This window comes from Methylomonas sp. LWB (genome assembly GCF_001856095.1).
Taxonomy (GTDB): Bacteria; Pseudomonadota; Gammaproteobacteria; order Methylococcales; family Methylomonadaceae; genus Methylomonas; species Methylomonas koyamae_A.
Window position 1 is genome coordinate 138,340 of record NZ_MKMC01000034.1, and the last position, 23,550, is coordinate 161,889.

At 55.2% G+C, this 23,550-nt stretch carries 26 protein-coding genes and 1 other RNA gene; 15 read left to right on the plus strand and 12 right to left on the minus strand.

All coding sequences use genetic code 11. The features are described 5' to 3' along the window. Positions 1-55: 55 nt before the first annotated feature. Complete coding sequence (locus BJL95_RS14470; RefSeq protein WP_071158906.1) at positions 56-1,705, minus strand: methyl-accepting chemotaxis protein; 1,650 nt, start codon at positions 1,703-1,705, stop codon at positions 56-58. A 361-nt stretch (positions 1,706-2,066) separates the two neighbouring features. Beyond that, positions 2,067-2,597 (minus strand): hypothetical protein, encoded by a 531-nt coding sequence (locus BJL95_RS14475; RefSeq protein ID WP_071158907.1) that lies wholly within the window; start codon positions 2,595-2,597, stop codon positions 2,067-2,069. A gap of 171 nt (positions 2,598-2,768) precedes the next feature. On the opposite strand from BJL95_RS14475, the gene BJL95_RS14480 reads away from it, so the two are divergent. The 10 genes from BJL95_RS14480 to BJL95_RS14525 all read left to right on the plus strand — a co-directional run bounded on the left by BJL95_RS14480 (position 2,769) and on the right by BJL95_RS14525 (position 11,396). Then, positions 2,769-3,251: a YajQ family cyclic di-GMP-binding protein gene (locus tag BJL95_RS14480; protein WP_071159259.1), complete on the plus strand. Its 483-nt coding sequence runs from the start codon at positions 2,769-2,771 to the stop codon at positions 3,249-3,251. 7 nt (positions 3,252-3,258) lie between these two features. Then, the gene (locus BJL95_RS14485) at positions 3,259-3,927 is read left to right on the plus strand and encodes a TlpA disulfide reductase family protein (protein ID WP_254786808.1); all 669 of its coding nucleotides are present in this window, start codon (positions 3,259-3,261) and stop codon (positions 3,925-3,927) included. Between the two features lie 53 nt (positions 3,928-3,980). Further along, positions 3,981-5,456, plus strand: coding sequence for a helicase HerA-like domain-containing protein (locus BJL95_RS14490; RefSeq protein ID WP_071158909.1), 1,476 nt, complete (start codon positions 3,981-3,983; stop codon positions 5,454-5,456). Between the two features lie 81 nt (positions 5,457-5,537). Beyond that, positions 5,538-5,912: a VOC family protein gene (locus BJL95_RS14495; RefSeq protein WP_064030748.1), complete on the plus strand. Its 375-nt coding sequence runs from the start codon at positions 5,538-5,540 to the stop codon at positions 5,910-5,912. Positions 5,913-5,930: 18 nt separating this feature from the next. Further along, on the plus strand, positions 5,931-6,617 hold the full coding sequence (locus BJL95_RS14500) for a YafY family protein (protein ID WP_064030749.1): 687 nt from the start codon (positions 5,931-5,933) through the stop codon (positions 6,615-6,617). Positions 6,618-6,733: 116 nt separating this feature from the next. After that, complete coding sequence (locus BJL95_RS14505; protein ID WP_064030750.1) at positions 6,734-7,984, plus strand: ATP/GTP-binding protein; 1,251 nt, start codon at positions 6,734-6,736, stop codon at positions 7,982-7,984. A gap of 2 nt (positions 7,985-7,986) precedes the next feature. Next, a complete protein-coding gene (locus tag BJL95_RS14510) occupies positions 7,987-8,592 on the plus strand; it encodes an RloB family protein (protein ID WP_071158911.1) in 606 nt (201 codons plus the stop codon). 21 nt (positions 8,593-8,613) lie between these two features. Next, on the plus strand, positions 8,614-10,035 hold the full coding sequence (locus BJL95_RS14515) for a phosphomannomutase (protein ID WP_071158913.1): 1,422 nt from the start codon (positions 8,614-8,616) through the stop codon (positions 10,033-10,035). A 63-nt stretch (positions 10,036-10,098) separates the two neighbouring features. Then, positions 10,099-10,542 (plus strand): hypothetical protein, encoded by a 444-nt coding sequence (locus tag BJL95_RS14520; protein WP_071159263.1) that lies wholly within the window; start codon positions 10,099-10,101, stop codon positions 10,540-10,542. 245 nt (positions 10,543-10,787) lie between these two features. After that, on the plus strand, positions 10,788-11,396 hold the full coding sequence (locus BJL95_RS14525; RefSeq protein WP_071158916.1) for a hypothetical protein: 609 nt from the start codon (positions 10,788-10,790) through the stop codon (positions 11,394-11,396). Positions 11,397-11,445: 49 nt separating this feature from the next. Here BJL95_RS14525 and cysN read toward each other — a convergent pair whose 3' ends face one another. From cysN to cysD, 6 genes are read right to left on the minus strand one after another with little or no spacing between them, the layout of a single operon-like run. Next, positions 11,446-13,071, minus strand: coding sequence for a sulfate adenylyltransferase subunit CysN (gene cysN / locus BJL95_RS14530; RefSeq protein ID WP_071158918.1), 1,626 nt, complete (start codon positions 13,069-13,071; stop codon positions 11,446-11,448). A 30-nt stretch (positions 13,072-13,101) separates the two neighbouring features. Beyond that, a complete protein-coding gene (locus tag BJL95_RS14535; protein WP_071158920.1) occupies positions 13,102-13,719 on the minus strand; it encodes a hypothetical protein in 618 nt (205 codons plus the stop codon). Beyond that, positions 13,716-14,792, minus strand: coding sequence for an ATP-binding protein (locus BJL95_RS14540; protein WP_071158921.1), 1,077 nt, complete (start codon positions 14,790-14,792; stop codon positions 13,716-13,718). The genes BJL95_RS14535 and BJL95_RS14540 overlap by 4 nt, the downstream gene beginning before the upstream one ends. Before the next feature lie 33 nt (positions 14,793-14,825). Further along, positions 14,826-15,164, minus strand: coding sequence for a type II toxin-antitoxin system HicB family antitoxin (locus tag BJL95_RS14545; RefSeq protein WP_071158923.1), 339 nt, complete (start codon positions 15,162-15,164; stop codon positions 14,826-14,828). Next, positions 15,151-15,387, minus strand: coding sequence for a type II toxin-antitoxin system HicA family toxin (locus BJL95_RS14550; protein WP_071158925.1), 237 nt, complete (start codon positions 15,385-15,387; stop codon positions 15,151-15,153). Before BJL95_RS14550 ends, BJL95_RS14545 begins: the two co-directional genes overlap by 14 nt. Positions 15,388-15,439: 52 nt before the next feature. Then, positions 15,440-16,348: a sulfate adenylyltransferase subunit CysD gene (gene cysD / locus BJL95_RS14555; protein ID WP_071158927.1), complete on the minus strand. Its 909-nt coding sequence runs from the start codon at positions 16,346-16,348 to the stop codon at positions 15,440-15,442. 87 nt (positions 16,349-16,435) lie between these two features. On the opposite strand from cysD, the gene BJL95_RS14560 reads away from it, so the two are divergent. Beyond that, on the plus strand, positions 16,436-16,849 hold the full coding sequence (locus BJL95_RS14560; protein WP_071158930.1) for a hypothetical protein: 414 nt from the start codon (positions 16,436-16,438) through the stop codon (positions 16,847-16,849). Between the two features lie 124 nt (positions 16,850-16,973). Then, positions 16,974-18,332, plus strand: a complete 1,359-nt coding sequence (locus BJL95_RS14565) for a UDP-N-acetylglucosamine-peptide N-acetylglucosaminyltransferase (protein WP_064030757.1) — start codon at positions 16,974-16,976, stop codon at positions 18,330-18,332. A gap of 111 nt (positions 18,333-18,443) precedes the next feature. Here the strand turns inward: BJL95_RS14565 and trxC are convergent, their stop codons facing one another. From trxC to BJL95_RS14585, 4 genes are read right to left on the minus strand one after another with little or no spacing between them, the layout of a single operon-like run. Then, on the minus strand, positions 18,444-18,881 hold the full coding sequence (gene trxC / locus BJL95_RS14570; protein ID WP_064030758.1) for a thioredoxin TrxC: 438 nt from the start codon (positions 18,879-18,881) through the stop codon (positions 18,444-18,446). 21 nt (positions 18,882-18,902) lie between these two features. Next, positions 18,903-19,847 carry a zinc metalloprotease HtpX gene (locus tag BJL95_RS14575; protein WP_071158932.1) on the minus strand — a complete coding sequence of 315 codons (945 nt, stop codon included), beginning with the start codon at positions 19,845-19,847 and terminating at the stop codon, positions 18,903-18,905. Between the two features lie 2 nt (positions 19,848-19,849). Further along, complete coding sequence (locus BJL95_RS14580) at positions 19,850-20,155, minus strand: chaperone modulator CbpM (RefSeq protein ID WP_064030760.1); 306 nt, start codon at positions 20,153-20,155, stop codon at positions 19,850-19,852. A 3-nt stretch (positions 20,156-20,158) separates the two neighbouring features. Beyond that, positions 20,159-21,103, minus strand: a complete 945-nt coding sequence (locus tag BJL95_RS14585) for a DnaJ C-terminal domain-containing protein (protein WP_071158934.1) — start codon at positions 21,101-21,103, stop codon at positions 20,159-20,161. A gap of 465 nt (positions 21,104-21,568) precedes the next feature. Between BJL95_RS14585 and ssrA the strand changes: the two genes are divergently transcribed. The 3 genes from ssrA to rlmN all read left to right on the plus strand — a co-directional run bounded on the left by ssrA (position 21,569) and on the right by rlmN (position 23,439). Then, positions 21,569-21,949: a transfer-messenger RNA gene (ssrA, locus tag BJL95_RS14590) on the plus strand. Positions 21,950-22,124: 175 nt separating this feature from the next. Further along, the gene (locus BJL95_RS26075) at positions 22,125-22,277 is read left to right on the plus strand and encodes a Fic family protein (protein ID WP_368086605.1); all 153 of its coding nucleotides are present in this window, start codon (positions 22,125-22,127) and stop codon (positions 22,275-22,277) included. Positions 22,278-22,401: 124 nt separating this feature from the next. Then, positions 22,402-23,439 (plus strand): 23S rRNA (adenine(2503)-C(2))-methyltransferase RlmN, encoded by a 1,038-nt coding sequence (rlmN, locus tag BJL95_RS14595; protein WP_071159265.1) that lies wholly within the window; start codon positions 22,402-22,404, stop codon positions 23,437-23,439. The last annotated feature ends 111 nt before the right edge of the window (positions 23,440-23,550 follow it).

Genomic DNA, 23,550 nt, shown 5'->3' on the forward strand with positions numbered 1-23,550 from the left:
ATGTCTGGCTTGGAACCCAAGAGGAATATGTACGGTTTAGCGTTCCGACGGATGACTAGGCTTTGAACTGCGATGCCATCGCGCGCATGTCGCCGGCCAGCGTATCCATCCGGCCGGCCGCGTCTTTTAGGCGCGCCAGCGAATCGTTGTTTTTGTTACTCATCAGTTCGATGGCGGCCACTTTGCTGGCGATGCTCTCGCTCACCACCGATTGTTCGGCCAGCGCCGTCGCGATCGTGTTGGTGGCGTCCACGACGCGGATACTGCCTTCGCGAATGCCGCCGATGGCCTCGCCCGCCTGATGGGCCAACGCGACGTTTTGATCGACGCCCTGCACCACCTTACCGATATTGACGACGGCATCCTGCGCGCTGGCCTGGATGCGATCGACCAACTGCGTGATGTTTTCAGTCATCCGGGTGGTTTTTTCGGCCAGCGTGCGGACCTCGTCGGCGACCACCGCGAAACCGCGGCCTTGCTCGCCGGCACGGGCCGCTTCGATCGCGGCGTTGAGTGCCAGCAGATTGGTCTGATCGGCGACATCCTTGATGGTTTGAACGATGCCGGAGATTTCTTGGGATTGCTGGCCGACCCGCTCCACGACTTTGGCGGTTTCCATCACGCCGTTCGAGGTGTTTTGCATCGCCGAGACAGTTTTTTCGATCACCGAGCTCCCGTCGGCGGATTGGCGGGACGAGGTGCTGGAAATGGTGTTGGCGTTTTGCGACGAATCGGAAATATGCGCAATGCTGGCGGTCATTTCTTCGATAGCGGCGGCCATTTCCGTGGTCGCCGCTTTCTGCGCGCCGACGCTGTAAGACAACTCGGCAACCGACGCCGTCATGTCGCGCGCATAGCTGGCGACCGAATCGGCGCTACGCTTTATTTGGCCGATCGCATTCTGCCAAACCTGCAACAAGTCGTTGAAGCTTTTGCCGATCGCCGATATTTCGTCGTCGCCGGCGGCCGGCATCCGCAAGGTCAGATTGCGATTGGCGCTAATGCCGGAGATGACTTGCTGAAAGTCCGCGACCTGCCGCGCGATATGCAGCGCGGTGAACAATACCAGGCTGCCGCAGATCACCAACAGCGCGGCGAAGATCGCCAACTGAGTATTGCGGATTTGCCGAAACTCGTCTTGAGAAGACTGAATTTGTCGGTTCAGGCGATCATGCTGACCGGTTTCGAACGCTTCCACCAACTTGTTAATGCTGTCGGTGGTGCTTCTATCCATGCCCTTGACCAGCGCATCGGTTTTCTTGCCGGCTTCCGGGTCGGCCTGATCGAATTGCGCCAAGGCCGATCGGTATTTCTTGCCCATCTCCCGATGCTCGCTCAGCAGATTTTCGATATCGCGCGCAAACGGCGACCCCACCACGCGTAGCGCCTCCAATGCCTGAGTCAGTTTGGTGCCGACCAAGCTTTCCGAAGCCGAAAAACCCTGGGAATATTTTTCGAAATTGGCCGCATCGTTACCGCGCAGCAAGATGTTTTTCCATTCCTGCACCTGGGTCTTGAACGCGATGTTAGCGCTCTGAATCAGCACCAGCGTATGCATGCCGCTTTCGAAACTGCTGTAGTCTTCCTTAACCTTGCCGTGGATTTGTTCGATCTGATACAGGCTTCCCAGCCCCAGAAGCATAAATCCGCTGACTGCCGCGGCCAGGATGACGTAGAGTCGAGCTTTAATCGTTAGATTAGCCATAAGCCTATACTCCTGTGAGAATTGCCGACGTCGGATCGCCGGAATATTAAACGGTGTTTATGACAGTTTTGTTACAAGCGGGCCGGCAATCCGCCGCGTTATTTGCAGTTGCGTCAAGCTTTAACCCAGCTAGAACAATTGGCGCGGTTCATCAGAGTTGACTGCATGACGCATCGCTAGTATTGCAACTTAGCCGATCAAGATTTTAGTGTAGAGCGTTTTGCAAAAACGGGCGCTTAATTTCCAAGCTTGCCGCTCAGGTATCGCGACGACTGGAAAATACGGCGATAAGGCGCTGAACCAAGAGCTAAAATCGACCGGATTTTGGCCGGTCGAACGGTAATACCGAAAGCGGCTCCGGCTAGTGCCAGCCGCCGTACTGCGTGGTGGGATCGCCGCGAAAACCGGCGGTAGTTTTGTTGGCGTCCGGAACGTGAGCGGTATTTTCGGCGGCGCGTACCAGATTGTTGTGGTTGTATCCGCCCATCGCCTTCGCGCTCTTGGCAATCGCAGTCGTGGTTGGGTTGATGTCGTATTTGCTGATTTCCGGATAAATCACCACGCTGGTCATCGTGTCGCCGGATTTTCCGGGTGGCGGGGCGTAGGTCAGTAATACCGGTAGCGGCGTTCCGGCCGGCGCTTCGATTTCGTAACGCTGGCTGTCTTGCAATTCAACGCTGGTCAGCACCTTGCCGGCCTCGGTCGACAGCGTGACCGTACCGATCTTGACCGGCCCGGTATTGTCGCTGACCGTGCCGCGCAATGTCGTGGCCCGCGGAAAGGTTTTGAGCGGCGCGTTCGCCGCGATGGCGGTTTGGGCTTGCTCCTGGCCGCAGCCTGCCAGAAGGATGCCGGCCAGGATTGGGCCGCTTAGGTAAACAATAGCTCTCATAGTGGTTTTCCCCCGTTGCAATGCGCCGGTTCCGTTCGACAAATGGCCGGCTTAGCCACAAGATAACGGCTTCTCCGCCGGCGGACAAGTCCGCCGCGACACCCGCCACAGTTGAATAATGGTCGCGACGCCGTTATAGTGGCGCGACTTTTATACTTGCAAATCAACGCCATGCCATCTTTCGACATCGTTTCAGAACTCGACGCCCACGAAGTGACCAATGCCGTGGACCAAGCCAACAAGGAAGTCTCGACCCGCTTCGATTTCAAGGGCTCCAACGCCAATTTCGAACAATCCGACGACGGCATTCAGATGAAGGCCGAATCGACGTTTCAATTGCAACAAATGTTGCCGATTTTATACGCCAAGATGGGCAAGCGCGGCATCGACATTTCCGCGCTGGAAAGCGGCAAAATCACCGACACCGGCAAGACCGCGACTCAAACCATTACGTTGAAGCAGGGTATCGGCAGCGAAGTGGCGAAAAAAATCGTCAAATTGATCAAGGACAAGAAGATGAAAGTGCAGGCGGCGATTAACGGCGACAAGGTGCGGGTTACCGGCAAGAAACGCGACGATTTGCAGGAAGTGATTCAGATGCTGCGCGCCGAGGACTTGGAACAGCCGTTGCAATTCAACAATTTTCGCGATTGAAGCCGGTTTGGACACCGCGATCAACGAAGCCCGCATCGGCCTAACCGCGCCGCCTCTGGCGGTCGACGCCTGGCTGCAAGGCGATCCCTCCACACTCAGCGATCTGGCCGGCCGCGTCGTCCTGGTCGCGGTATTTCAAGTCAATTGCCCCGGCTGTTTTTTGCACTGTCTGCCGCGCGTCGAAGGCCTGTATCGGCGTTACCGGGAACAAGGCTTGACGGTGTTGGGCCTGGCGACCGCCTTCGAGGATTTCGATAAAAATACCGTCGCCAATCTGCGCCTGTTGTTGGAAGAAGGCCGGGTCATCGGCGAAACCGAAAAACTGTTGAGCCAATACGGCTTGCTGGAGCGCGGCACCTGGCCTTATCGCTTGAGTTTTCCGGTAGCGATGGACCATTTGACGCCGCGCGAAACGGACGGGACAGCCGCCGAAGTCGAGCGCTTCATCGAACAACGGATCGACGATTTTCAGGCGCGGGCGCCCGCCGAGCAGCACGCACTGCGCGCCCATTTGCGCGACTATTTTTCCAGGCAACCCTTCCGGCCGGAAAGCTTCGAGCGTTACCAGTTACAAGGCACGCCATCCTACCTGCTCATCGACCGGAACGGCCATCTGGTCGCCAGCCGCTTCGGCGCCTACGAGACGCTGGAAGCGGACTTAATCGCGTTGCTGTAAACATTCTCGGGTCAGCTCCTGGCTGATCCGACCTTTTTTCTCCAGGACTCGCCATGACCACACCCTTGCTGATCGCCAAAGCCGGCACCGCCGAATTGAACCTGCTACCGGCGATGGCCAATCGCCACGGTCTGATTGCCGGAGCCACCGGCACCGGCAAAACCATCACGCTGCAAACGCTGGCCGAGGCCTTTTCGGACATCGGCGTGCCGGTATTCGTGGCCGACGTCAAGGGCGATCTGGCCGGCCTGAGCCGGGCCGGCGGCGGCAATCCCAAAGTGGTAGCCCGCTTGGCGGACTTGGCTATCCAGGATAGCCGGCCGGCCGCGGCGCCGGTGCTGTTCTGGGACGTGTTCGGCGTGAAGGGCCATCCGCTGCGCGCGACGATCTCGGACATGGGACCGCTGCTGCTGGCGCGGATGTTGAACCTGAACGACGTGCAGAGCGGCGTATTGACCGCCGCGTTCAAGATCGCCGACGACCAGGGCTGGCTGTTGCTGGATCTGAAAGACCTGAAGGCGATGCTGCAATACGTTGCCGAACACGGCGCCGAACTGGCCAACGATTACGGCAAACTCTCGGCGGCCAGCGTCGGAGCGATTCAACGCGGCTTGCTGCAACTGGAACACGAGGGCGGCGAACACTTGTTCGGCGAGCCGGCCCTGGATTTCAACGATCTGCTGCAAACCGACGGCTCGCGAGGGGTGATCAACATCCTAGCCGCCGAAACCTTATACCAATCGCCGCGCGTTTACGCGACGCTGCTGCTGTGGCTGTTGTCGGAATTGTTCGAAAACCTGCCGGAGGCCGGCGACCTGGACCGGCCCAAATTGGTATTTTTCTTCGACGAGGCCCACCTATTATTCAACGACGCCCCGGCGGCCTTATTGCAGAAAATCGAACACGTCGTGCGCTTGATTCGTTCCAAGGGCGTGGGCGTGTATTTCGTCAGCCAAAATCCCCAAGATATTCCGGACGTCGTTCTCGGCCAGCTCGGCAATCGCATTCAGCACGCGTTACGCGCCTTTACGCCCCGCGATCAAAAAGCCGTCAGGGCCGCCGCCGAAACCTTCCGCGCCAATCCAGGACTGGACGTGGCCGCCGCGATCGGCGAGCTGGGCGTCGGCGAAGCCTTGGTGTCGTTGTTGGACGAACAGGGGACTCCGTTACCGGTCCAACGCGCCTTGATCAAGCCACCGCGCTCGCGGATCGGCCCGGTCAGCGACGCCGAGCGGCGCGAGACGCTGGCCGCATCGATCATCGCCGGCCATTACGAAAAACAGATCGATCGCGAATCGGCCTACGAAATCTTGAAACAACGGGCGGGAAAGGCAGAAGCCTCGACGGTCGGCGGCGGATTCGATTGGGGCGAAGTGTTGCCGGGCGGCGGCCAATCCGGATCGCGGCGGCGCGGCGGCCAAAGCGTCCTGGAAGCCGCCGCGAAAAGCGCCGCGCGCAGCATCGGCCAGGAACTTGGCCGCCAAATCATCCGCGGCGTACTGGGCTCGTTGCTGGGCGGTCGGCGCTAGCGCTAAAACACTGCTGACACCACGCTGTCAGTAGCACTGGTTTAGCATGACCGCTCTTTTAACTGCAACGAGGAGAGCATCATGAACAACAATCTAGCTACTTGGTTCGAACTACCCGCCGCCGATCTTGGTCGCGCCCAGGACTTCTACCGTCACGTGTTGAATTCGACGTTCAAGCTGGAAGAGATGAATGACATGAACTTGGCGATTTTCGAAGCCGAGGAAGGCGCGGTCAGCGGCATGTTGGTGCAGGGCGAGTGCTATCAACCCTCCGAGACCGGCGCGGTCGTGTATTTCAACGGCGGCGCCGATTTGAACGAGCCGCTGGCGAAGGTCGAAGCCGGCGGCGGCCGGGTGCTGGTGCCGAAAACGCCGATTCACGACGGCGACTGCGGTTACTTCGCGCTGTTCATCGACAGCGAAGGCAACCGGGTCGGCTTGTATTCGCCGGCTTAGCGAGACCATCGACCGCACATGCGCCGAGCGGACCGCCTATTCCAGATCGTCCAGATTCTGCGCAACCGACGTTTGGTGACCGCCAAGGCGCTGGCCGAGCGGCTGGAGGTCTCGGAACGCACGATTTACCGCGACATCCAGGTGCTCAGCCTGTCCGGCATTCCGATCGAAGGCGAAGCCGGCGTCGGCTACGCGTTACGGCACGGCCTGGATATTCCGCCGATCATGTTCAGCGCCGCCGAACTGGAGGCGCTGGTGGTCGGCGCCAGGATGGTCAAGACTTGGGGCGGCACCGAACTGGGCCGCTCCGCGCAGTCGGTGCTGGACAAGGTCGTGGCGGTCGTACCGGCCGAATTGCGCGACCGCCTGGATCGCTCCAAACTGTTCGCGCTGCGCTTCTCGCGGCGCGACGACTTGGATGTGACCTTGGACATTTGCCGCAAGGCCTTGGACGAGAAACGCGTATTACAGATCGATTACCGGCGCGGCGACGGCGAATTCAGCCAACGCCGGATTCGGCCGCTGGGCTTGTATTTTTGGGGCAACGTCTGGACCCTGGTCGGCTGGTGCGAACTGCGCGGCGATTTCCGCAACTTCCGCCTGGACCGTATCGAGCACGCGCGGGTGCTGGACGAAGCTTTCACCGAAGATCCTGGCCAAACCTTGCAGGATTTCATCCGCCAGATGCATTGCCAGCCGCAGTGACACTTACCGATCAAACCCGCATAAGCAGTTGAGGCTGAGTGCAGTTTTTCTGCAGATAAATTGACAAGTGGCTATATTATTCAGCAAATAACGCCATCTAGTTGCGAGATTTCTGCATGTTAATTGAATTTTCCGTCACTAACTTTCGATCCTTCCGCGAGAAGCAGACCTTTTCGATGGTTGCTGCGCCTAGATTGCGAAAGCGGGAGAATTTGATCAAACCAGCGGTCAAAGGTGAGAAATTGCCTGATTTGCTGAAAGTGGCAGCGATTTATGGGCCAAATGCTTCAGGGAAAAGTAATTTAATTAAGGCATTCGATGTTATTCGTGAAGTTTCCAATCGTCAGCCAATGGCGCATCCTGTGCCACTTCCGGTTGCTCCTTTTCGGTTTGACGCCACGTTAATTGACAAACCGACAAGAATTGATGTGCATTTTATTGTCTATGAGCAGCGCTATCAATTTGAGTTGGCATTAACTGAAAAGCGCATCGTTGAAGAACGTTTAGTTATATTTCCCGAAGGTAGAGAAACTCTTTTATACGAAAGAAAGCATCAAGCTGGAGGAGATATTTATCGTTTCGGTGCGGCGTTAGAAGGTGGAATAGATTTGCATGAATTATGGCGGAAAGCGACGGGGCCTCAGACCTTATTTATTTCTCAAGCAGTTGCAAATAGTAGCGAAGAATTAAAACAACTTAGAATACCGCTCTTATGGTTTCAGGGGGGATTGTCGGTTTATTTTACCCATAGCACTCCGGAATTAGCCGAAATTGCTCAGCAACGAGCCGAAACAGACGCCACATTTGCAGAAGCACTGTCATCGTTTTTGCGAGAAGTCGATGTCCCGATCACAGATATTCGATTTGATGAGCTTGAATCGGTTTCTACTAATTTATCGCGTACTTTTTTAGACTCGCCAATGGCGGGAAGACAAGCTAAAACTGTATTTACTCATCGAACTACATTAGGTGATGCTGAGTTTAATTTTGATGAGGAGTCAGATGGGACAAGAAATTTGATAGGTTTCTGGCTGCTGTGGCAATTACTTACTCTCGTTTCGGAACAAGGCTTGGCGTTAATTTTCGATGAACTCGATACGAGTTTACACCCTGAGATTGTCATCTCTCTAGTAACAAAGCATCTGTATTCCGAATCGCCAGGGCAACTCATATTTACCACCCACGACACCCACTTAATGGATGCCAAATTATTGCGCCGCGACCAATTCTGGCTAACCGAGCGGGATGCCAATGGCGCAACCCAACTCCGCTCCATCCACGATTTCGAGGGCCGGGAAGGCGAGGATCTGGAAAAGCGCTATTACGAAGGCCGCTATCGCGCACTACCGATCATTCGCCGGAGTTAAGAATGGCTCGTAGTGCCGCGTCGTTTAATCGAGCCAAGCCGCGTTTCAAACCACAACCCACGGTATTGGTGATTTGCGAAGACAGCAAATCCGGTAAGCGCTATTTGGAAGATGCCTGTGGATATTTTCGGGTGAAGGTGCAAGTGGAAATCCGTCACTGCGGCAAAACCGATCCGACGAGTATCGTCAACGAAGCGATTGGCAGAAAAGGCAAATTCGACAGGGTGTTCTGCACGATAGACCGCGATGCCCATGCCAACTTCGAAAATGCTTTGTACGCAGCGAAAAGCCAGCCTAAGATCGATGTGGTGGTTTCCTATCCCTGTTTCGAGTTTTGGTTGTTGCTGCATTTCGGATATAGCCGAAAGCCGCATTCGCCTGACTCTTTGCTCAAGGACTTACGCGCTTATCCTGAATTCGCGGACTACGATAAAGGCAATGAACGAAATATCTTCCGGAGCCTGGAAAACCGCCTTCCTGAAGCCAGACGTTTAGCGCCAAAAGTCTTAACCGAAGCAATCGACGGCGGCGAGATGAATCCGAGTACTCGTTTGCATGAGTTGCTGGCGTATTTTGAAGAATTATCTCAACCGCAAAAAATCCGTTAATTCAACCTATCTCAATATCCCATGACAACAATCAACATCCAACAAATGATGGCCGACAGCGGCGTGGCGTTCGGCACCAGCGGCGCGCGCGGCTTGGTTAGCCAAATGAGCGGCGAAGTCTGCGCCGCGTATACGCTGGCGTTTATCCACGGCTTGCAGCTGACCAAGCCCGGCCAAAAAATCGCGCTGGGCATGGATTTAAGGCCGTCCAGCCCGGCAATCGCCCAAGCGTGCGTGGCCGGCATTCGCCAAGCTGGCTGCGAAGTGGATTTTTGCGGGGTATTGCCAACGCCGGCGCTGGCGTTGTATGCGCTGGCGCAAGGCTTGCCGGCCATCATGGTCACCGGCAGCCACATTCCGTTCGACCGTAATGGCATCAAGTTCTACCGGGCCGACGGTGAAATCAGCAAAGCCGATGAGACGGCGATGACCGGCGCGACCGTGGAAGTCGTAGCGGTGAACGCTGAATTGCCGGCCGTCAATCCCGCCGCGCTGGCGCAATTTCAGCAGCGCTATACCCGTTTGTTCGGCAACGATTTGTTGGCCGGCTGGCGAGTCGGCGTTTACGAGCATTCCAGCGCGGCCCGCGACGTGTTGAAGGAAGTCTTGGCCGAATTGGGCGCCGAAGTCGTCGGATTGGAGCGCACCGACACCTTCGTGCCTATCGATACCGAAGCGGTCGGCGAGGCGGATCGCCAGCGCGGCCGCGACTGGGCGGCACAATACCAACTGGACGCGATCATTTCCACCGACGGCGACGGCGACCGGCCGCTGATCGGGGACGAGACCGGCGAGTGGCTGCGCGGCGACATCGTCGGCCTGCTGTGCGCGAAGTTTTTGGGCGCGGACACCGTCGTCACGCCGGTCAGTTGCAATACCGCGATCGAAGCGTCCGGCTCGTTCAAGCAGGTGATTAGAACCCGAATCGGTTCGCCCTACGTAATCGCCGGCATGGAGCAGGTCGCGACGGGCGGCGTGGCGGGTTTCGAGGCCAACGGCGGCTTTTTGGCCGGCAACGGTTTATCGGTAAACGGCAAGCCCCTGGCGGCCCTGCCGACTCGGGATTCGCTGTTGCCCGCGTTGGCGTTACTGGCAATGGCGCGCGGCCAAGGCGTCAAGCTGTCCGGCTTGCTACAAGGCTTGCCGCAACGCTTCACCGCCAGCGACCGGATTCAGGAATTCCCGACCGCCAACAGTCGCGCCTTGCTGGATCGCTTGCAGGCCGACGCCAGCGCCTATCGCAGCCTGTGGGGCGATAGCCTGGGCGCGCCGGTCGATAGCGATACTACCGACGGCCTGCGGCTGACCTTCGCCAGCGGCGACATCGTCCACCTGCGGCCGTCCGGCAATGCCCCGGAATTACGCTGCTATGCCGAATCCGACTCGGTGGACCGGGCGGGCCAGTTGGTCACGGAAACCTTGCGCCGCATTGCCGGACGTTAATCGTCGGTTAAGTTGGGACGGCTAATCTGCAAGCTCCTAATAATGAACGACCAGGATAAATCCATGAAAACCAGCATCGTTGTATTGAGTTCCTTCGTATTGGCTTCTTCAGCCGCCGTGGCCGACACCGGCTTGTTGGAAGCGGTCGGCAAGCAGGCGGTCCAAAACAGCGCGAACGCCGTCGCGCCCGACGCGGTCAACGGCGTCGAGGCGGCCGGCGCGGCGGTCGATAGTGCGAAAGCGGTCAAAGCCGGCGTCGAAAATGCCCCGGCCGCCGCGAAACAGCAAGTCGAAGACGCCGCCAAACAAGCGGTCAAACAAAAAATCGAGCAAGCCACGCCGGAAGAATTGAAACAAGGCGCGCAACTCTTGAAAGAGAAAAAACAAGCCGTTAAACAATTGAAAAGCCAGGTAGAGCAAGCCCCAAACGCCGAACAAGCGATCAAGGCCGGCAAAACCAAGGCCAAGCAAAAAGCGGCCGAGAAGGCGTTGGATTTGTTGCAATAACCGGCCAACGCCTCGGCTACGCGGAGCCTCGGTGCTTAACCACCGGGGCTTTTTTGTGTTGGATCGACCGCGCCGCTCGCCACATAGCCCCCCTACCCGAGGCATAAATCCCCGCCGAAACTCGCGCGCCGAGCGCAGCCAAGAGCAACAAAGAATGTGCGGACTTGATCGATCGCGGCATCGGTCATCGTTCTGACACAATCGCCAGGCACACTTATCTGAATTACTAGACTAAGGAGATAGTTATGCGCTTGAACGGCTTATTCGTGGGACTCTTGGTTTTGTCGACGTCCACCGCCTATGCGTCGGCAACGTCCGAAGTGGAAGACGTTCAACGCTTGGACCTGCGGTCCTCAAGCAGTCGAGCGATCAACCTCGGCCCCAGTACCTCGTTGGCCAGCGTCTTTACCAGGGTAATCTTTCCTTATCCCAACATTCTGTTGACAACGCCCGATCTAAGTCGAGCAACGCCTATAGAAATCAATCCCGCGCCGGCCGCGACCATTCTCACGGGCGGAAGTATCGATTTGACTACCGTGACGCTGACGGGCGCCAGGTCATCGGCCGGCTGGAACATCTCCGCGAGAAACGATATAGATTTGACGGCAAGGCTTGCGCCCTCGATCACGATATTCACGCCAATCTATGTCCCGGTGGGCGGCAATGTAAACCTATCACCGGAGCGGGCGATAGACTCCATCAAGATTACCCAACTCTATCCTGAAGTTCGCTTTCAAATAACCGGCTCCCCAATCACACCGACCAATATTCCGCTCCCAGCTTCGTTTTTACTGTTTTTAAGCGGGTTGACGCTGCTGAGGTCAAATTCCGGTCGGCCAATTCGCGGCGCATAACAAACGGCCTTTCGCGTTCCCATGCGGCGCATGGGAACAGCCGCGCGGCTTAGTGAACCACGCTACGATTCTTCAATGCGTCGTAGATTTCGTCGATGGTTTGCCGGTCGGCATCGAAGGCCAAATCCGCATGCTCGGCAGCCAAGCCCGCACACAGGCAGATTAGGCCGGCATGCTTGATCGCGGCGGCCAGATTTACGTCGCCGTGTTCCAACACCGTTGCGGCGTGGCCGGTGTCGAACAAGCGGCGCTCCAAGTGATAAGCCATGGTTTTGGCGTTGGCGCCAGTTAAAGCGACGATGCTGGCGGATTGACCGAAGCGGCTGGCGCGTTCCTCAGCGCTAACCGGCGTCCAATCCTCATCATTCGCTTCGCCGACGATCATACCGGCGCCGACCGTGACGTTGGTCAAGCGGTCTATGACGATGAACGAACCGGTGGTTTTATTACGTTTGTAAGGTTCGAAGACAACCGGCGCATTAACGGCTACCGTGCACAGGCCGATTTCGTTCAGCTTCAATTCGTCGGCGTCGTGGTGTTCCAGGGTGTTGACGTCGATGCGGTGGTGTATCGTCGCCACCGAACCGGATACGCCGCGAGTCGCCAGTTTGATCACGTATTGACGGCCGGGTAGCATCGCTTGTTCGGTCATCCACACGATATTGGCCTTGAATTTGTCGGCGACGCTGGGCGCGGTTTGCTGTCCGCCGAGCACCACGTCGCCGCGGCTGATGTCGATTTCGTCGTTCAGGGTCAAGGTCACGGCCATGCCGGCGAAAGCTTGCGGCAAGTCGCCGTCGAAGGTGACGATGGATTTGATCGTGCTGGTCTTACCGGACGGCAACACGGTAATCGCATCGCCTTGCCGAAACAGGCCGGACGCGACGGTGCCGCAAAAGCCGCGAAAATCCAGGTTGGGCCGGTTGACGTATTGCACCGGGAAGCGGGCATCGTCGAAATTGTGATCGCTGGCGATTTCGATGCTGTTCAGCAACTCCATCATCGGCAGGCCAGTAAACCAGGGCATGTTTACGCTGGGATTGACCACGTTGTCGCCGTCCAGCGCCGACATCGGAATGAAATGAATGTCGTGCAGATCCAGGGTTTTGACAAAGGCCATGTAATCGTCGCGAATCTTTTCGAAGGTTTCCTGACTGTAACCGACCAAGTCCATTTTGTTGACCGCGACGATGATGTGCTTGATGCCCAGTAGCGAAGCAATGAAACTGTGGCGTTTGGTCTGCGTTTGCACTCCGTAGCGGGCGTCGATCAAAATCACCGCCAAATCGCAGGTCGAGGCGCCGGTGGCCATGTTGCGAGTGTACTGCTCGTGGCCCGGCGTGTCGGCGATGATGAATTTGCGAGTCGAGGTCGAGAAATAGCGGTAGGCAACATCGATCGTGATGCCTTGCTCGCGCTCGGCCTGCAAGCCGTCGACCAGCAAGGCCAAGTCGATCTTGCCCGCGCCGGTGGTGCCGGATTTGACGCTGTCGGCCTGGACGGCGGCCAACTGGTCTTCGTAGATCATTTTCGAGTCGTGCAACAAACGGCCGATCAACGTGCTCTTGCCGTCGTCGACGTTGCCGCAGGTCAAAAACCGCAGCAACTCCTTGCGTTCGTGTTGCGCCAAGTAGGCGTTGATATCGGTAGCGATGAGGTCGGATTGGTGGGACATTTAAGGATTCCTAATTTTGAAACTTTTATATTAAGCAACTATATTGCGACTTCTAGCCATTTCTTCATTTATGGCATGAAAAGCAGATGGCCCCAGATTCCATGCTTGAGCTACTGGTTTTAATATTGTGGCTAGATGGCTATTAATGTGCTTAAGGTGATCTGCTTTACATGATTTTATGACTATTATTAGTCGGATTTCTAGCTTATCTGTCTCGATTTTATTAAAAGCATCAGGCAGCTCATTAGCATGCCTATTGAGATAGATAGAAAAAAGTAAATTAAGGCTATATAAGAATTTTTCTTTTATCTCAATATACCAAGATTCGTTTTTAAAGCTTCCCAGTTCCTTTCGTGCTTTTTTTAGTATTTGTATATGTGCTTGATCTTGATTTAACTGATCAAGCAAGAGCTCAATATTTTCTATGCCAGGATTGAGTTTGTGATATTTCGCTTGAGGTTGTGGGACAGTTGATTTTGCCTCAATAAAGAAAATTTTTTTTGAATCATTCGATATTAATAAAGCCTCAACTGTTTTAATTCCATTGTTTTTGATATTTTTATAAATATCAGATTGCTCTAAGAGGAAACAACGCCCGTCAGGATACGGGCCAAATGTCATATCCGATTCAACGAAGGACACTGTCATTTAAACGCTAAATCCACTTCTTCTTCGTAAAGCCGAATCGATTCGTTGATAATCGGATTGTCCGGCATATCTTGCAACAAATCGGATTGCAGCCAGTTGTCGCCTTCTTTAGATATTACCGGAATGGAAAGCTGATGTTGTTGGGCAATTAAGAAGAGTTTTTTGACCACAGCATAAGAATGGCTGGCTAGGAAAAACTGGAGACCTTGTTGAGCAAGTAAAGCAATAATATCTAAAAAATCAGAAATTGCTTTTGGGTGTAAATTTGACTCAGGTTCATCAATAAAGACAATAGAGTCTTTATCTAATTGCCCATTACCCAGTAATGTATCAAGAATGGCAATTTTTTTTATACCTTCCGCAGTTATGCCTATAGAGAATCGTTGCCTGCCTTTTTTGAAATACCAGCGACTTGAGGTTTTGTCGTATTCAATTTTACCATCGAGCAAGAGTTCTAATTTATTGCGTGATTCCTCGAATTCTTTCGAACCATATCCTTTTGCAGGGCTTTGATGCTCACTAATAGTCACGCCTGTTTTTTCAAAATTGTTTATAAATCCTTCAAGTTCAGTAATTGTTAAAGCTTTTGCTAGATCAAAGTAAGTATCATCGAATCCAAAACGCTTGCCGCGCTCCCTTGTCTCTAAAATAATTTGATGTATCGATATAACTTCTTTGGCGGGCAAAAATATAGAGTTGCTTTCACGGGGCGTAACATTGTTTTCTACTGAATTAATTGCTTTAGACGTGTCTTTTCCAAACGAATAGTTAAATGCTAGCTTGTCGATCATTAAGCCAAAATATAGGGATGCATCGCTTTGCTTCGAAACAAGGTCGCCTATTTTTTCTGTCTGAAAAGTCCAATACAATTTATTGAATAAAATATCCGAAGCATCTTCGGGATTATCTCCTCGTTTATAATCCTCTAATGTCCGCACAGCGCTATATATCGCCTTCAACAAAAACGATTTCCCGCAGCCGTTATTGCCGATCACCAAATTGATCGGGCCTAAGTCTTGCCAATCAATTTCGGTGAGAGGGCCAAAGTTTTTTAGCTGGACGCTGTTAATCATCAGTGGTTTTAGTCATTTTGATAAAAACTATTATCAGGCATGCGATTCGGTGTCTTTCTGCACAATGTCTTTAATATAGTCGTTTAAGGACTTGCCGATTTCGCTGGCTCTTTTGCTGGCTTTTTCATGGAGTTCCTGGCCGATTCTGACATTGAAGGAGCCTTTGAACGGTTTTTTAGGCGGTTTATTTTGCTGTTTGCAGTGCTCCAGATAATCGTCTACCGAGGCTTTAAAATTTTGCTCCAGTTCATCTACGGTGTTGCCTTCGTAGAGAATTAAATCGGTAATGTTAAGCAATTTGCCGTAGAGGCATTTATCCTGAATGCTGGTTTCAACCGAGCCTTGATAGCCCTTGTAGCTAAAGCAATTCATCTTTTAACCTCGCTAAAATTTCTTTTCGAACATAGTGCTTGATCGATTTGTCGGGATGGGGTTTGTGGATGCTGATGGTTAATTCCGGTTTGTAGAATTTAACCCGCGACCCGTCGCCTTCCTGTTTTTCAAAGCCCAGTAGCAGCATCATTCTTTCCAATTCCTGCCAAGTGAATTCGGAATCAGATTTGAATTTCTCAATCAGCTTTTGCTTTTTGCTCATGCCGCTTTATTCTATGGCAACTAAAAAACAGTCGCAATGCTTAGGTCCGGTTCTAAAAATAACCTTCCCGCTTCTTCTGCTCCATAGACCCAGCCTGGTCATGATCGATCAAACGGCCTTGGCGCTCGGAGGTGGTGGTCAGCAGCATTTCCTGGATGATTTCCGGCAGTGTGGTCGCGGTCGATTCAACGGCCCCGGTCAAGGGATAACACCCAAGCGTGCGGAAGCGCACCATCTTCATTTCGACTTTGTCTTCCGGGCCGATCGGCATGCGCTCGTCGTCGACCATGATCAGCATGCCGTCTTTTTCGACGACCGGGCGCTCTTTGGCAAAATACAAAGGTACGATGGGGATGTTCTCTAAATGGATGTATTGCCAAATGTCCAGTTCGGTCCAGTTGGATAGTGGGAAGACGCGGATGGACTCGCCTTTATCGACTTTGCCGTTGTAAATGTTCCAGAGTTCGGGGCGTTGGTTTTTCGGGTCCCAGCGGTGATTTTTATCGCGGAACGAATACACCCGTTCCTTGGCGCGGGATTTTTCCTCGTCGCGGCGGGCGCCGCCAAACGCCGCGTCGAACTGGTATTTGTTCAAGGCCTGTTTCAGTGCGTCGGTTTTCATCACGTCGGTGTGTTTCTTGCTGCCGTGAGTGAACGGGCCGATGCCTTGGGCGACGCCTTCTTCGTTGATATGCACCAGCAAATCCCAACCCAGGTCCTTGGCCATCCGGTCGCGGAATTCGATCATTTCGCGGAATTTCCAGGTGGTATCCACGTGCAACAGCGGAAACGGCGGCTTGCCGGGGAAGAAGGCCTTGCGGGTCAAGTGCAGCATCACGGCGGAATCCTTGCCTATCGAATACAGCATCACCGGTTTTTCGAATTCGGCGGCCACTTCGCGGATGATGTGGATACTTTCAGCTTCGAGCTGTTTGAGATGGGTCAGTTTATAATCGGTCATCAAATCTCGGGGCGCGGGGCCAATGGAAGTCAGGTGTCGGCCGGGTATTTTACGGGCAAACCCCTAGTGACGCTATCGACAAAGCTTATGAGACACTACCACGGCTTGGAAACTCTGCGGGAACAACTCCCCGGTCGGCTGACCGCCAAGCGGCTGGCGGAAGCCTTACTTACGGATTTGCAAGGGTGCCGCTGCACGGTTTACGGCTGTATCGGCGACAACGACCGTATCGTCCTGGCCGAACTGGCTCTGGTGACCGATAGCTTGGCTTACGATTCATTCGACCGGCGTATCGATCTCAGCGTGGCCGGCCCCATTCTGCGCGCCGATTGCGTACCGTTGACCTTCCGGCTGTTCGGCCGGCAATTCGCGATCACCGGTCGTTGTTCGGCCTTGCCGCACGTCTGCGGCCGGGATTTGTATCTGAGCGCTTACAGCGGCCGAATCGGCGACGTGGTTCGGCAACGCTTCGCGATACCGCTGAAATCCTTAATGAACTGATCGCCGCCGCAAGCGCCGGATTTCCTCGGTATTCCGGCTAAAGTGGGGTACGATGGCGCCATGCCCCCGGACTAGACGTCGGGCCTTCCCTGGCGGTTTGCGCCAACGATGGAGTGGAACCCCGATGAAACACTACGACCGCAGCCGCAAATTATGCGAATGGGAGCGTCTGGACGAATGGCGGAACAAGGTACGGGCCAGTTTGGCCGCCAATGAAAGCAGCCGGATTTCGCCTTTCCATTTGTTGTCCTTACCCGGCATCAGTGCCGCCGAACAACGACAATGCGCCGATTTGTGGTTGCTGGCCCGACTCGCCGCCAGTCAAGCCGAGCGGGACGACTTGGCGTTCCAATTCGTCGGCCCGGCCAGACCGAAAATTCGGCTGGGCTATTTATCCTGCGATTTCCACGATCACGCCACCGCGTATTTGTTGGTGGAAATGCTGGAAGCCCACGACAAGGACCGGTTCGAAATCTACGCTTACTCCTACGGCGCCGACGACGGCGGCGACATGCGCCAACGCCTGCTGCGTTGCTTCGACCGTTTCGTCGATTTGAGCGAGTTATCGATCGCCGACAGCGCCAAAGCCATTCATGCCGACCAAATCGACATTCTGATCGATTTAAAGGGCTATACCCGCGGCACCCGCACCGAAATCCTCACCTACCGGCCGGCCCCGATTCAGGTCAATTACCTGGGTTACCCCAGTACGCTGGGCGGCGATTTTTGCGATTACATCGTCACCGATCCCTACCTGACGCCGCCCGGCAGCGCCGCCGACTACAGCGAGGCCTTCGCCTACCTGCCGGACAGCTACCAGCCGCACGGTCGGCACGCCGAAATCGGCAAGCTATCCAGCCGCGTCGAGCAGGGCCTGCCGGAACACGGCTTTGTGTTTTGCTGCTTCAATCAGGCTTACAAGATCATGCCGGAAATTTTCGACGTCTGGTGCCGGCTGCTCTACAACACGCCGGGCAGCGTACTGTGGTTGTTGAAAAACGCCTCCGCCAAGGGCCGGCTCAGAAACGAAGCCTACCAGCGCGGCATTGTGCCCGACCGACTCATCTTCGCCGACGAGCTACCGCAAATCGAGCATCTGGGACGCTTGGGCCTGGCGGATTTGGTGTTGGATACCGCGCCCTACAACGCCCACACCACCGCCAGCGACGCACTGTGGGTCGGCGTGCCGATGATTACCTGCGCCGGCGACACTTTCCCGTCACGGGTAGCCGGCAGTCTGTTGCGGGCGATAGGCTTGGACGAGTTGATCGCGACCGATCTGGATACCTATTACACGCTGGCTCACGATCTAGCCAACTGTCCCGAGCAGTTGGCCGACGTCAACCGCAAGCTGGCCGCCAATCGCCTGAACACCCCGCTATTCGATACGCTAGCCTATACGCTGCATCTGGAGGCGCTGTTTCAAGCCATGTGGCGGCGTCATCAGGACGGCCTACAACCGATCACGATCGAAAGCCATTGATGCGCTGGACTTAGACCGGCAAGCAATGCCGGTGTGTTCCTCGAGCCGGATGTTCGACTACCCGCGTAGGCTGAGCGTAGCCGAAGCCAGCCCGACCAGCGGCGCCAACCGTCAAACCAAATGACTTCTCGTCCAGCGCAGGATGTCCTGTAGCGACATCGCGCCGGCTTCGCGCGCAATTTCTCGACCATTCTTGAACAAAATCAGCGTCGGAATGCTACGAATGCCGAAATCCTCGCTTAGATAGCGGTGACGGTCGGTGTCCACCTTACCCAAGAGCACCGCCGGCTCCAGCATTTGGGCGGCTTGGGCGAAAGCCGGCGCCATCATCTTGCACGGCCCGCACCAGGCGGCCCAAAAGTCCACCAGCAACGGAATTTGGCTTTGGCCCAGATACTTGGAGAAATTGGCTTCGGTCAACTCCAACGGATGGCCGGTAAACAAGGCTTGATGGCATTGGCCGCACTTGGGCTGTTGGTTCAGACGTTCCGTTGGAACGCGGTTGACGGCCGAACAGTGCGGGCAAACCAGATGTAAAGCGTCGCTCATGATGTCCTCGAAAAATGAAGCTTAATGCCAAAGGCCGCCGATCCGCCAACGTGGCAGGCGCGCGACCGGTTGCAGCGGATAGGCGAATATCGGGGCGTGAATTTGCCACGGCGCGGCTGGCGCCAGGGCTTGCAACCGGCGAATCCGTTCATCGGTCGGCGGATGGGTGCGCAGCCAGGACGGCTCCGGGTTGCCCCAGCCCGGAAACAGCACCGACAACCAGCCCCGGCTGGCTTGCTCGATATGGGCCAAGGCTTGCGCCAAACCCAGCGGATCGCCGGTCAGCGTCGCCGCCCGCAGGTCGGCATCGTATTCGCGGGTTCTGGACAACCCCAACTGTATCAACACAGCCAGATGCGGCGAAAACAACAACAATATCACTCCCGGCCAATTGACCGTAAACGCCACGTCGCCGAAAAACAGGGCCGGCAGGCTCAGCAACAAGAATAATTGGCCGGCGCTGGCGAACAGCGCGGTAATCCGGCTGACCGCATCGGCCAAGCCCATCACCCGCAGGTCGTTATTGGCGATATGCGCCATCTCGTGGGCCAACACCCCGGCCAACTCGCGGGTCGACAATCGTTGCAGCAAACCGTCGCTGAGCGCGATCGCCGCCTGCTGCCGATTGCCAACCGCGAAGGCGTTGATGATCGGACTGGGCACGTAGTAGGGTTGCGGCACGGTCGGCAATTCGGCGCGTTCAGCCAGCGTTTCCAAAAGTTGCCACAACACCGGCGCCTGGCGCGGCGAGATCGGCCGGGCCCGGTAAAAACTCAAGGTCAGGCGCCAAGCGGCAGCCGGCGTGATGACCAAGCCCAACCCGGCGGCGATCAACGCCATCCATATGCCGTCTTCACCGAGCAGCAATTGGCCGGCCAACGCGCAAATGCCCAGCAGTGCCGCGATCAATAGAACGGTTTGCAGCCGATTGGCCCAGCGGTGATTGTGGACGATGGTGTTTTGCATGCTCACTCCAAACCGGCTCGACGCAAACGGCGGCGTAGTCCGTCGATTTCTTCCTGCATGTCGGCCACGAGCGCCGCCAGTTCCGGAACCGCCTCGAAATCGCGCTCCAGCGCGGCGATGCGCCGAACCCGTAGCAGCATCGCGCTGGAAAACCGCCATTCGCCACCGTGCCGCTGCGGCGCGAGTTGGCCTTCGGCAATATGCCGGCTGACCCATTCCAGATCGACTTCGCCAAGCGAAGTTAGTTGTTGCAAGGTCAGGCCGTGTTCTTCGAGAACCGCATCGAGTGGGGACAGGGCTTGAGACATAGCTTAACTCCTGTGGCTTGCGCGCGGGTCGAAGGCCAGTTCGCGCGCCATGGTTTCGTAAAGTTGCTTGGCCTTGTCAGAGTTGGCGGGCGGCAGCACGATTTGAATATCCAGCAACAAATCGCCGGGTGTGGCGCAGGGAATACCCTTGCCTCGCAGGCGCAATTGTTGGCCGCTTTGCAGGCCTTGCGGAATCCTAACCTTCAATTCGCTATCGAATAGATTAATCGTTACGACGCCGCCCAGCGCGGCTTCCCAGGGCGCGACCGGCAAACTCATGTGCAGATTGCTGCCGTCCACCCGGAAGCGCGGATGCGGATTGAAATGGACTTCCAGCAACAAATCGCCAGCCTTGCCGCCACCCAGGCCCGGTGCGCCCTGGCCGGCAAGGCGAATGATTTGGCCTTCGTAAACGCCTTTCGGGATTTTGACGTTCAACGTGCGATTGTTCAAAACCGCCCGGCCGTCGGCATCCATCGTCGGCACCCGCAGGCTGATTTGCCGGGAGGCGCCGCGAAAGGCGTCTTCGACGTCCAGCAACACCTTGGCGTGATGGTCGTCGCCCTGCGCCCGAAAACCACCGGCTTGCGCCTCGAACGGCCCACCGCGCCGGCCGGCGCCCATCCGGCCGAACAATTGGCTGAAAAAGTCACCGAAATCGCCGGCATCGCCGCTGGAAAATTCGAAGCCGGCATCCCAATTCGGCGGCGGATGAAATTCCTGGCCGGACCGGTAACCGCGGCCCAGTTGATCGTAGGCTGCGCGCTTTTCGGTGTCGGACAACACCGCATAAGCCTCGTTGACGTCCTTCATCCGGGCTTCGGCGTCCGGCTCCTTGGAAATGTCCGGGTGGTATTTGCGCGCCAGCTTGCGATAGGCCTTCTTGATTTCCGGCAAGGCCGCTTCGCGTTCCACGCCTAGAATCTGGTAGTAATCTTTGTATTGCACGCTGCTCTCCGTCGGCGCACAAGGCCGGCAAGGATGGATAGCTGTTCTTAATCCGAATTACTTCTACTTTGTCGGATTTGTTCAGACCGTCATGTCCGCCGGGAAGCGGGCATCCAGTGCCATGGATGGTATGGCTTAAATCCGTCCATAGCGTCTGGATTCGCTCCGCGCTCTAACGGGTCCGGCCATCCGTGCCGGAATGACGATGCTTATTTGTAATCCGACAAAGTAGAATTACGCAAGACATGAAATGGGCGCGTCAATCCAAAATTGCAAGCCCCAATGAGCTACCTGCCTTACCGGGCGGCACGCTAGCCGATTTATAGCGAATCGTACCGGTGAGAACAACTACAATTTCGCCAAGCGAAATTCGCGTTTGCCTCGACCGGCGGGGACTTGAATTTGCCGGACCCGCATCCATATTGTTAGCAACTGTCCCGCCGCTTTGATAGAATGACCGCTCTTGGGGGTGACATGGCTTCGACGTGGGTAGCAAAACCTCAGGTGCATGCCGAGCACAGTACCGCTCGTAAAACCTACTGAAAAAAAGTATTCGCAAACGACGAAAACTACTCAGTGGCTATCGCAGCTTAAAACCTGCACCACTTCTCTGACCAGATGTACTTATGCGTCTGGAGTTCCTCTCGGGGAGCGCTCAGGGATCATATTACATAAGATCGCGCCAGGGCTTAGTTCGGAGCCTAAAGCGCTAAATCCAATCGAAATCGCTGTTGATCCTCTTGGCCCGACGGGTAGTCAACAGTTAAATTAAAAGCGCGGGATAAGCATGTAGAGCTTGTGGCGGAGTGCTTGCGGACGCGGGTTCAATTCCCGCCACCTCCACCAAACACCAAACCCCAGTCGGGTGACCGGCTGGGGTTTTTTATCGCCTGTCGCCAGCCGAATCAAATACTGTAGACTCCAACCTCACCGGCGGGATTTGCAAATGATATATTGCCTCGGTTTGTTGAACGGTTAACGGAACCGCGGCCGGCAAAGAATCTGCTTGAGAGTTCCGCATATGAAAACATCTTTCCGTGAGCGTTACTTGAAACCAACGCTTGCTCTGGGACGGATCGAAATGACCGTTCCCGACAAACCTAACAGCCGCTCGCAACCATATCGTTTGACCGACTCTAGCTGGACATTTGCCGCCACGAAACTCCGTCAATAAATCTCGGCACGGCAACGATTGATCGACAAGGTAAACGCCGTTGGCGGTTTGGCCGGGGATAATCGGCTTTGAATATTTATAACGCACCGATATTGGCCGGTATTTATAGCGCGTGGAGAACTCGTTGAAACCCTCTTTTTACGATCTAACGTATACCGACTTAGAGACGATAGTCGAACGGCAGGGCTTTAATAACTCGGTGACGCCGACGCTATTTAATTGGTATTACAAGAAAAAGCAGAACTCGCCTTGTCATAATCTAATATCCAAGCCGGCCTTGGCGTTTTTTGAACGGTATTACGACTTTTCCTTGCCTGAAATCGATACGGTTTACGAATCCGAAAAAGACCGGACCGTGAAGTTTCTGTTTAAGTTGAACGACGGCCAAAAAGTCGAGACTGTGCTGATTCCGTTCAATAACAAATATTCGATTTGCCTGTCGTCGCAAGTCGGCTGCGCGATGAATTGCGCTTTTTGCTTTACCGGAGAACAAGGCCTTAAACGCAATTTGACCACCGGTGAAATGATCGGACAATTCTTGAAAGCCTGGCAGTGGCTGGCCGAAAACCGGCCTGGAGAAGAACGCATATTAAATATCGTGTTTATGGGCCAGGGCGAGCCCTTGCATAATTTCGATGCGGTTAAAAAAGCGTGCGAAATATTTTTATCGCAATTTGGATTTTCAGTCGGCGTTCAGAAAATCACAATTTCGACGGCGGGTTATCTTCCGGGACTTAAACGTTGGAACCAGGAAATGCCTGGCGTCAATCTGGCTCTATCTCTGCATTCGCCGTTCTCGGAAAAACGCGACGAGTTGATTCCGATCAATAGAAAATATCCGCTGGACGAAGTGTTGGCTCATATCGACCGCATAGCATTAAACAAAAAGCAATTCGTGACTTACGAATATATTTTGATCAAGGATTTCAACGACGGCCCGCTCGACGCGGAGAAACTGGGTACCTTGCTGGCGGGAAAAAGCGCTTATATCAGTTTGATTCCGTTCAACCCCTTCCCCGGATCGCGTTACCGACGACCGGATATGCAAACCGTGGAAAGGTTTAAGGCGGTATTGGATACCTTCAGGATTCCAACTTTGATTCGCGGGGTTAAAGGCGACGACGTGCTGGCGGCGTGCGGGCAACTCAATTCCAATGGGTGATAGGATTCAGCGCCGGAACGGCGGAGGCCGTTTTGTCCAGGCCGATTGCGCGTGGTAAAGACCGTCATCGGCACGACCGTATGGGCGCTAAAATTCGCCGCGATGTCACTT

Coding starts and splice junctions, on each gene's coding strand:
- BJL95_RS14580 (WP_064030760.1), bottom strand. CDS start 20,155: ATGTCTCAAGCCCTGTCCCCACTCGATGCGGTTCTCGAAGAACACGGC.
- BJL95_RS14535 (WP_071158920.1), bottom strand. CDS start 13,719: ATGACAGTGTCCTTCGTTGAATCGGATATGACATTTGGCCCGTATCCT.
- BJL95_RS14525 (WP_071158916.1), top strand. CDS start 10,788: ATGCGCTTGAACGGCTTATTCGTGGGACTCTTGGTTTTGTCGACGTCC.
- BJL95_RS14490 (WP_071158909.1), top strand. CDS start 3,981: ATGACCACACCCTTGCTGATCGCCAAAGCCGGCACCGCCGAATTGAAC.
- BJL95_RS14470 (WP_071158906.1), bottom strand. CDS start 1,705: ATGGCTAATCTAACGATTAAAGCTCGACTCTACGTCATCCTGGCCGCG.
- BJL95_RS14540 (WP_071158921.1), bottom strand. CDS start 14,792: ATGATTAACAGCGTCCAGCTAAAAAACTTTGGCCCTCTCACCGAAATT.
- BJL95_RS14545 (WP_071158923.1), bottom strand. CDS start 15,164: ATGAATTGCTTTAGCTACAAGGGCTATCAAGGCTCGGTTGAAACCAGC.
- BJL95_RS14575 (WP_071158932.1), bottom strand. CDS start 19,847: ATGCAAAACACCATCGTCCACAATCACCGCTGGGCCAATCGGCTGCAA.
- BJL95_RS14480 (WP_071159259.1), top strand. CDS start 2,769: ATGCCATCTTTCGACATCGTTTCAGAACTCGACGCCCACGAAGTGACC.
- BJL95_RS14515 (WP_071158913.1), top strand. CDS start 8,614: ATGACAACAATCAACATCCAACAAATGATGGCCGACAGCGGCGTGGCG.
- cysD (WP_071158927.1), bottom strand. CDS start 16,348: ATGACCGATTATAAACTGACCCATCTCAAACAGCTCGAAGCTGAAAGT.
- BJL95_RS14560 (WP_071158930.1), top strand. CDS start 16,436: ATGAGACACTACCACGGCTTGGAAACTCTGCGGGAACAACTCCCCGGT.
- BJL95_RS26075 (WP_368086605.1), top strand. CDS start 22,125: ATGAAAACATCTTTCCGTGAGCGTTACTTGAAACCAACGCTTGCTCTG.
- BJL95_RS14505 (WP_064030750.1), top strand. CDS start 6,734: ATGTTAATTGAATTTTCCGTCACTAACTTTCGATCCTTCCGCGAGAAG.
- BJL95_RS14550 (WP_071158925.1), bottom strand. CDS start 15,387: ATGAGCAAAAAGCAAAAGCTGATTGAGAAATTCAAATCTGATTCCGAA.
- BJL95_RS14520 (WP_071159263.1), top strand. CDS start 10,099: ATGAAAACCAGCATCGTTGTATTGAGTTCCTTCGTATTGGCTTCTTCA.
- cysN (WP_071158918.1), bottom strand. CDS start 13,071: ATGTCCCACCAATCCGACCTCATCGCTACCGATATCAACGCCTACTTG.
- BJL95_RS14510 (WP_071158911.1), top strand. CDS start 7,987: ATGGCTCGTAGTGCCGCGTCGTTTAATCGAGCCAAGCCGCGTTTCAAA.
- trxC (WP_064030758.1), bottom strand. CDS start 18,881: ATGAGCGACGCTTTACATCTGGTTTGCCCGCACTGTTCGGCCGTCAAC.
- BJL95_RS14475 (WP_071158907.1), bottom strand. CDS start 2,597: ATGAGAGCTATTGTTTACCTAAGCGGCCCAATCCTGGCCGGCATCCTT.
- BJL95_RS14500 (WP_064030749.1), top strand. CDS start 5,931: ATGCGCCGAGCGGACCGCCTATTCCAGATCGTCCAGATTCTGCGCAAC.
- BJL95_RS14565 (WP_064030757.1), top strand. CDS start 16,974: ATGAAACACTACGACCGCAGCCGCAAATTATGCGAATGGGAGCGTCTG.
- BJL95_RS14495 (WP_064030748.1), top strand. CDS start 5,538: ATGAACAACAATCTAGCTACTTGGTTCGAACTACCCGCCGCCGATCTT.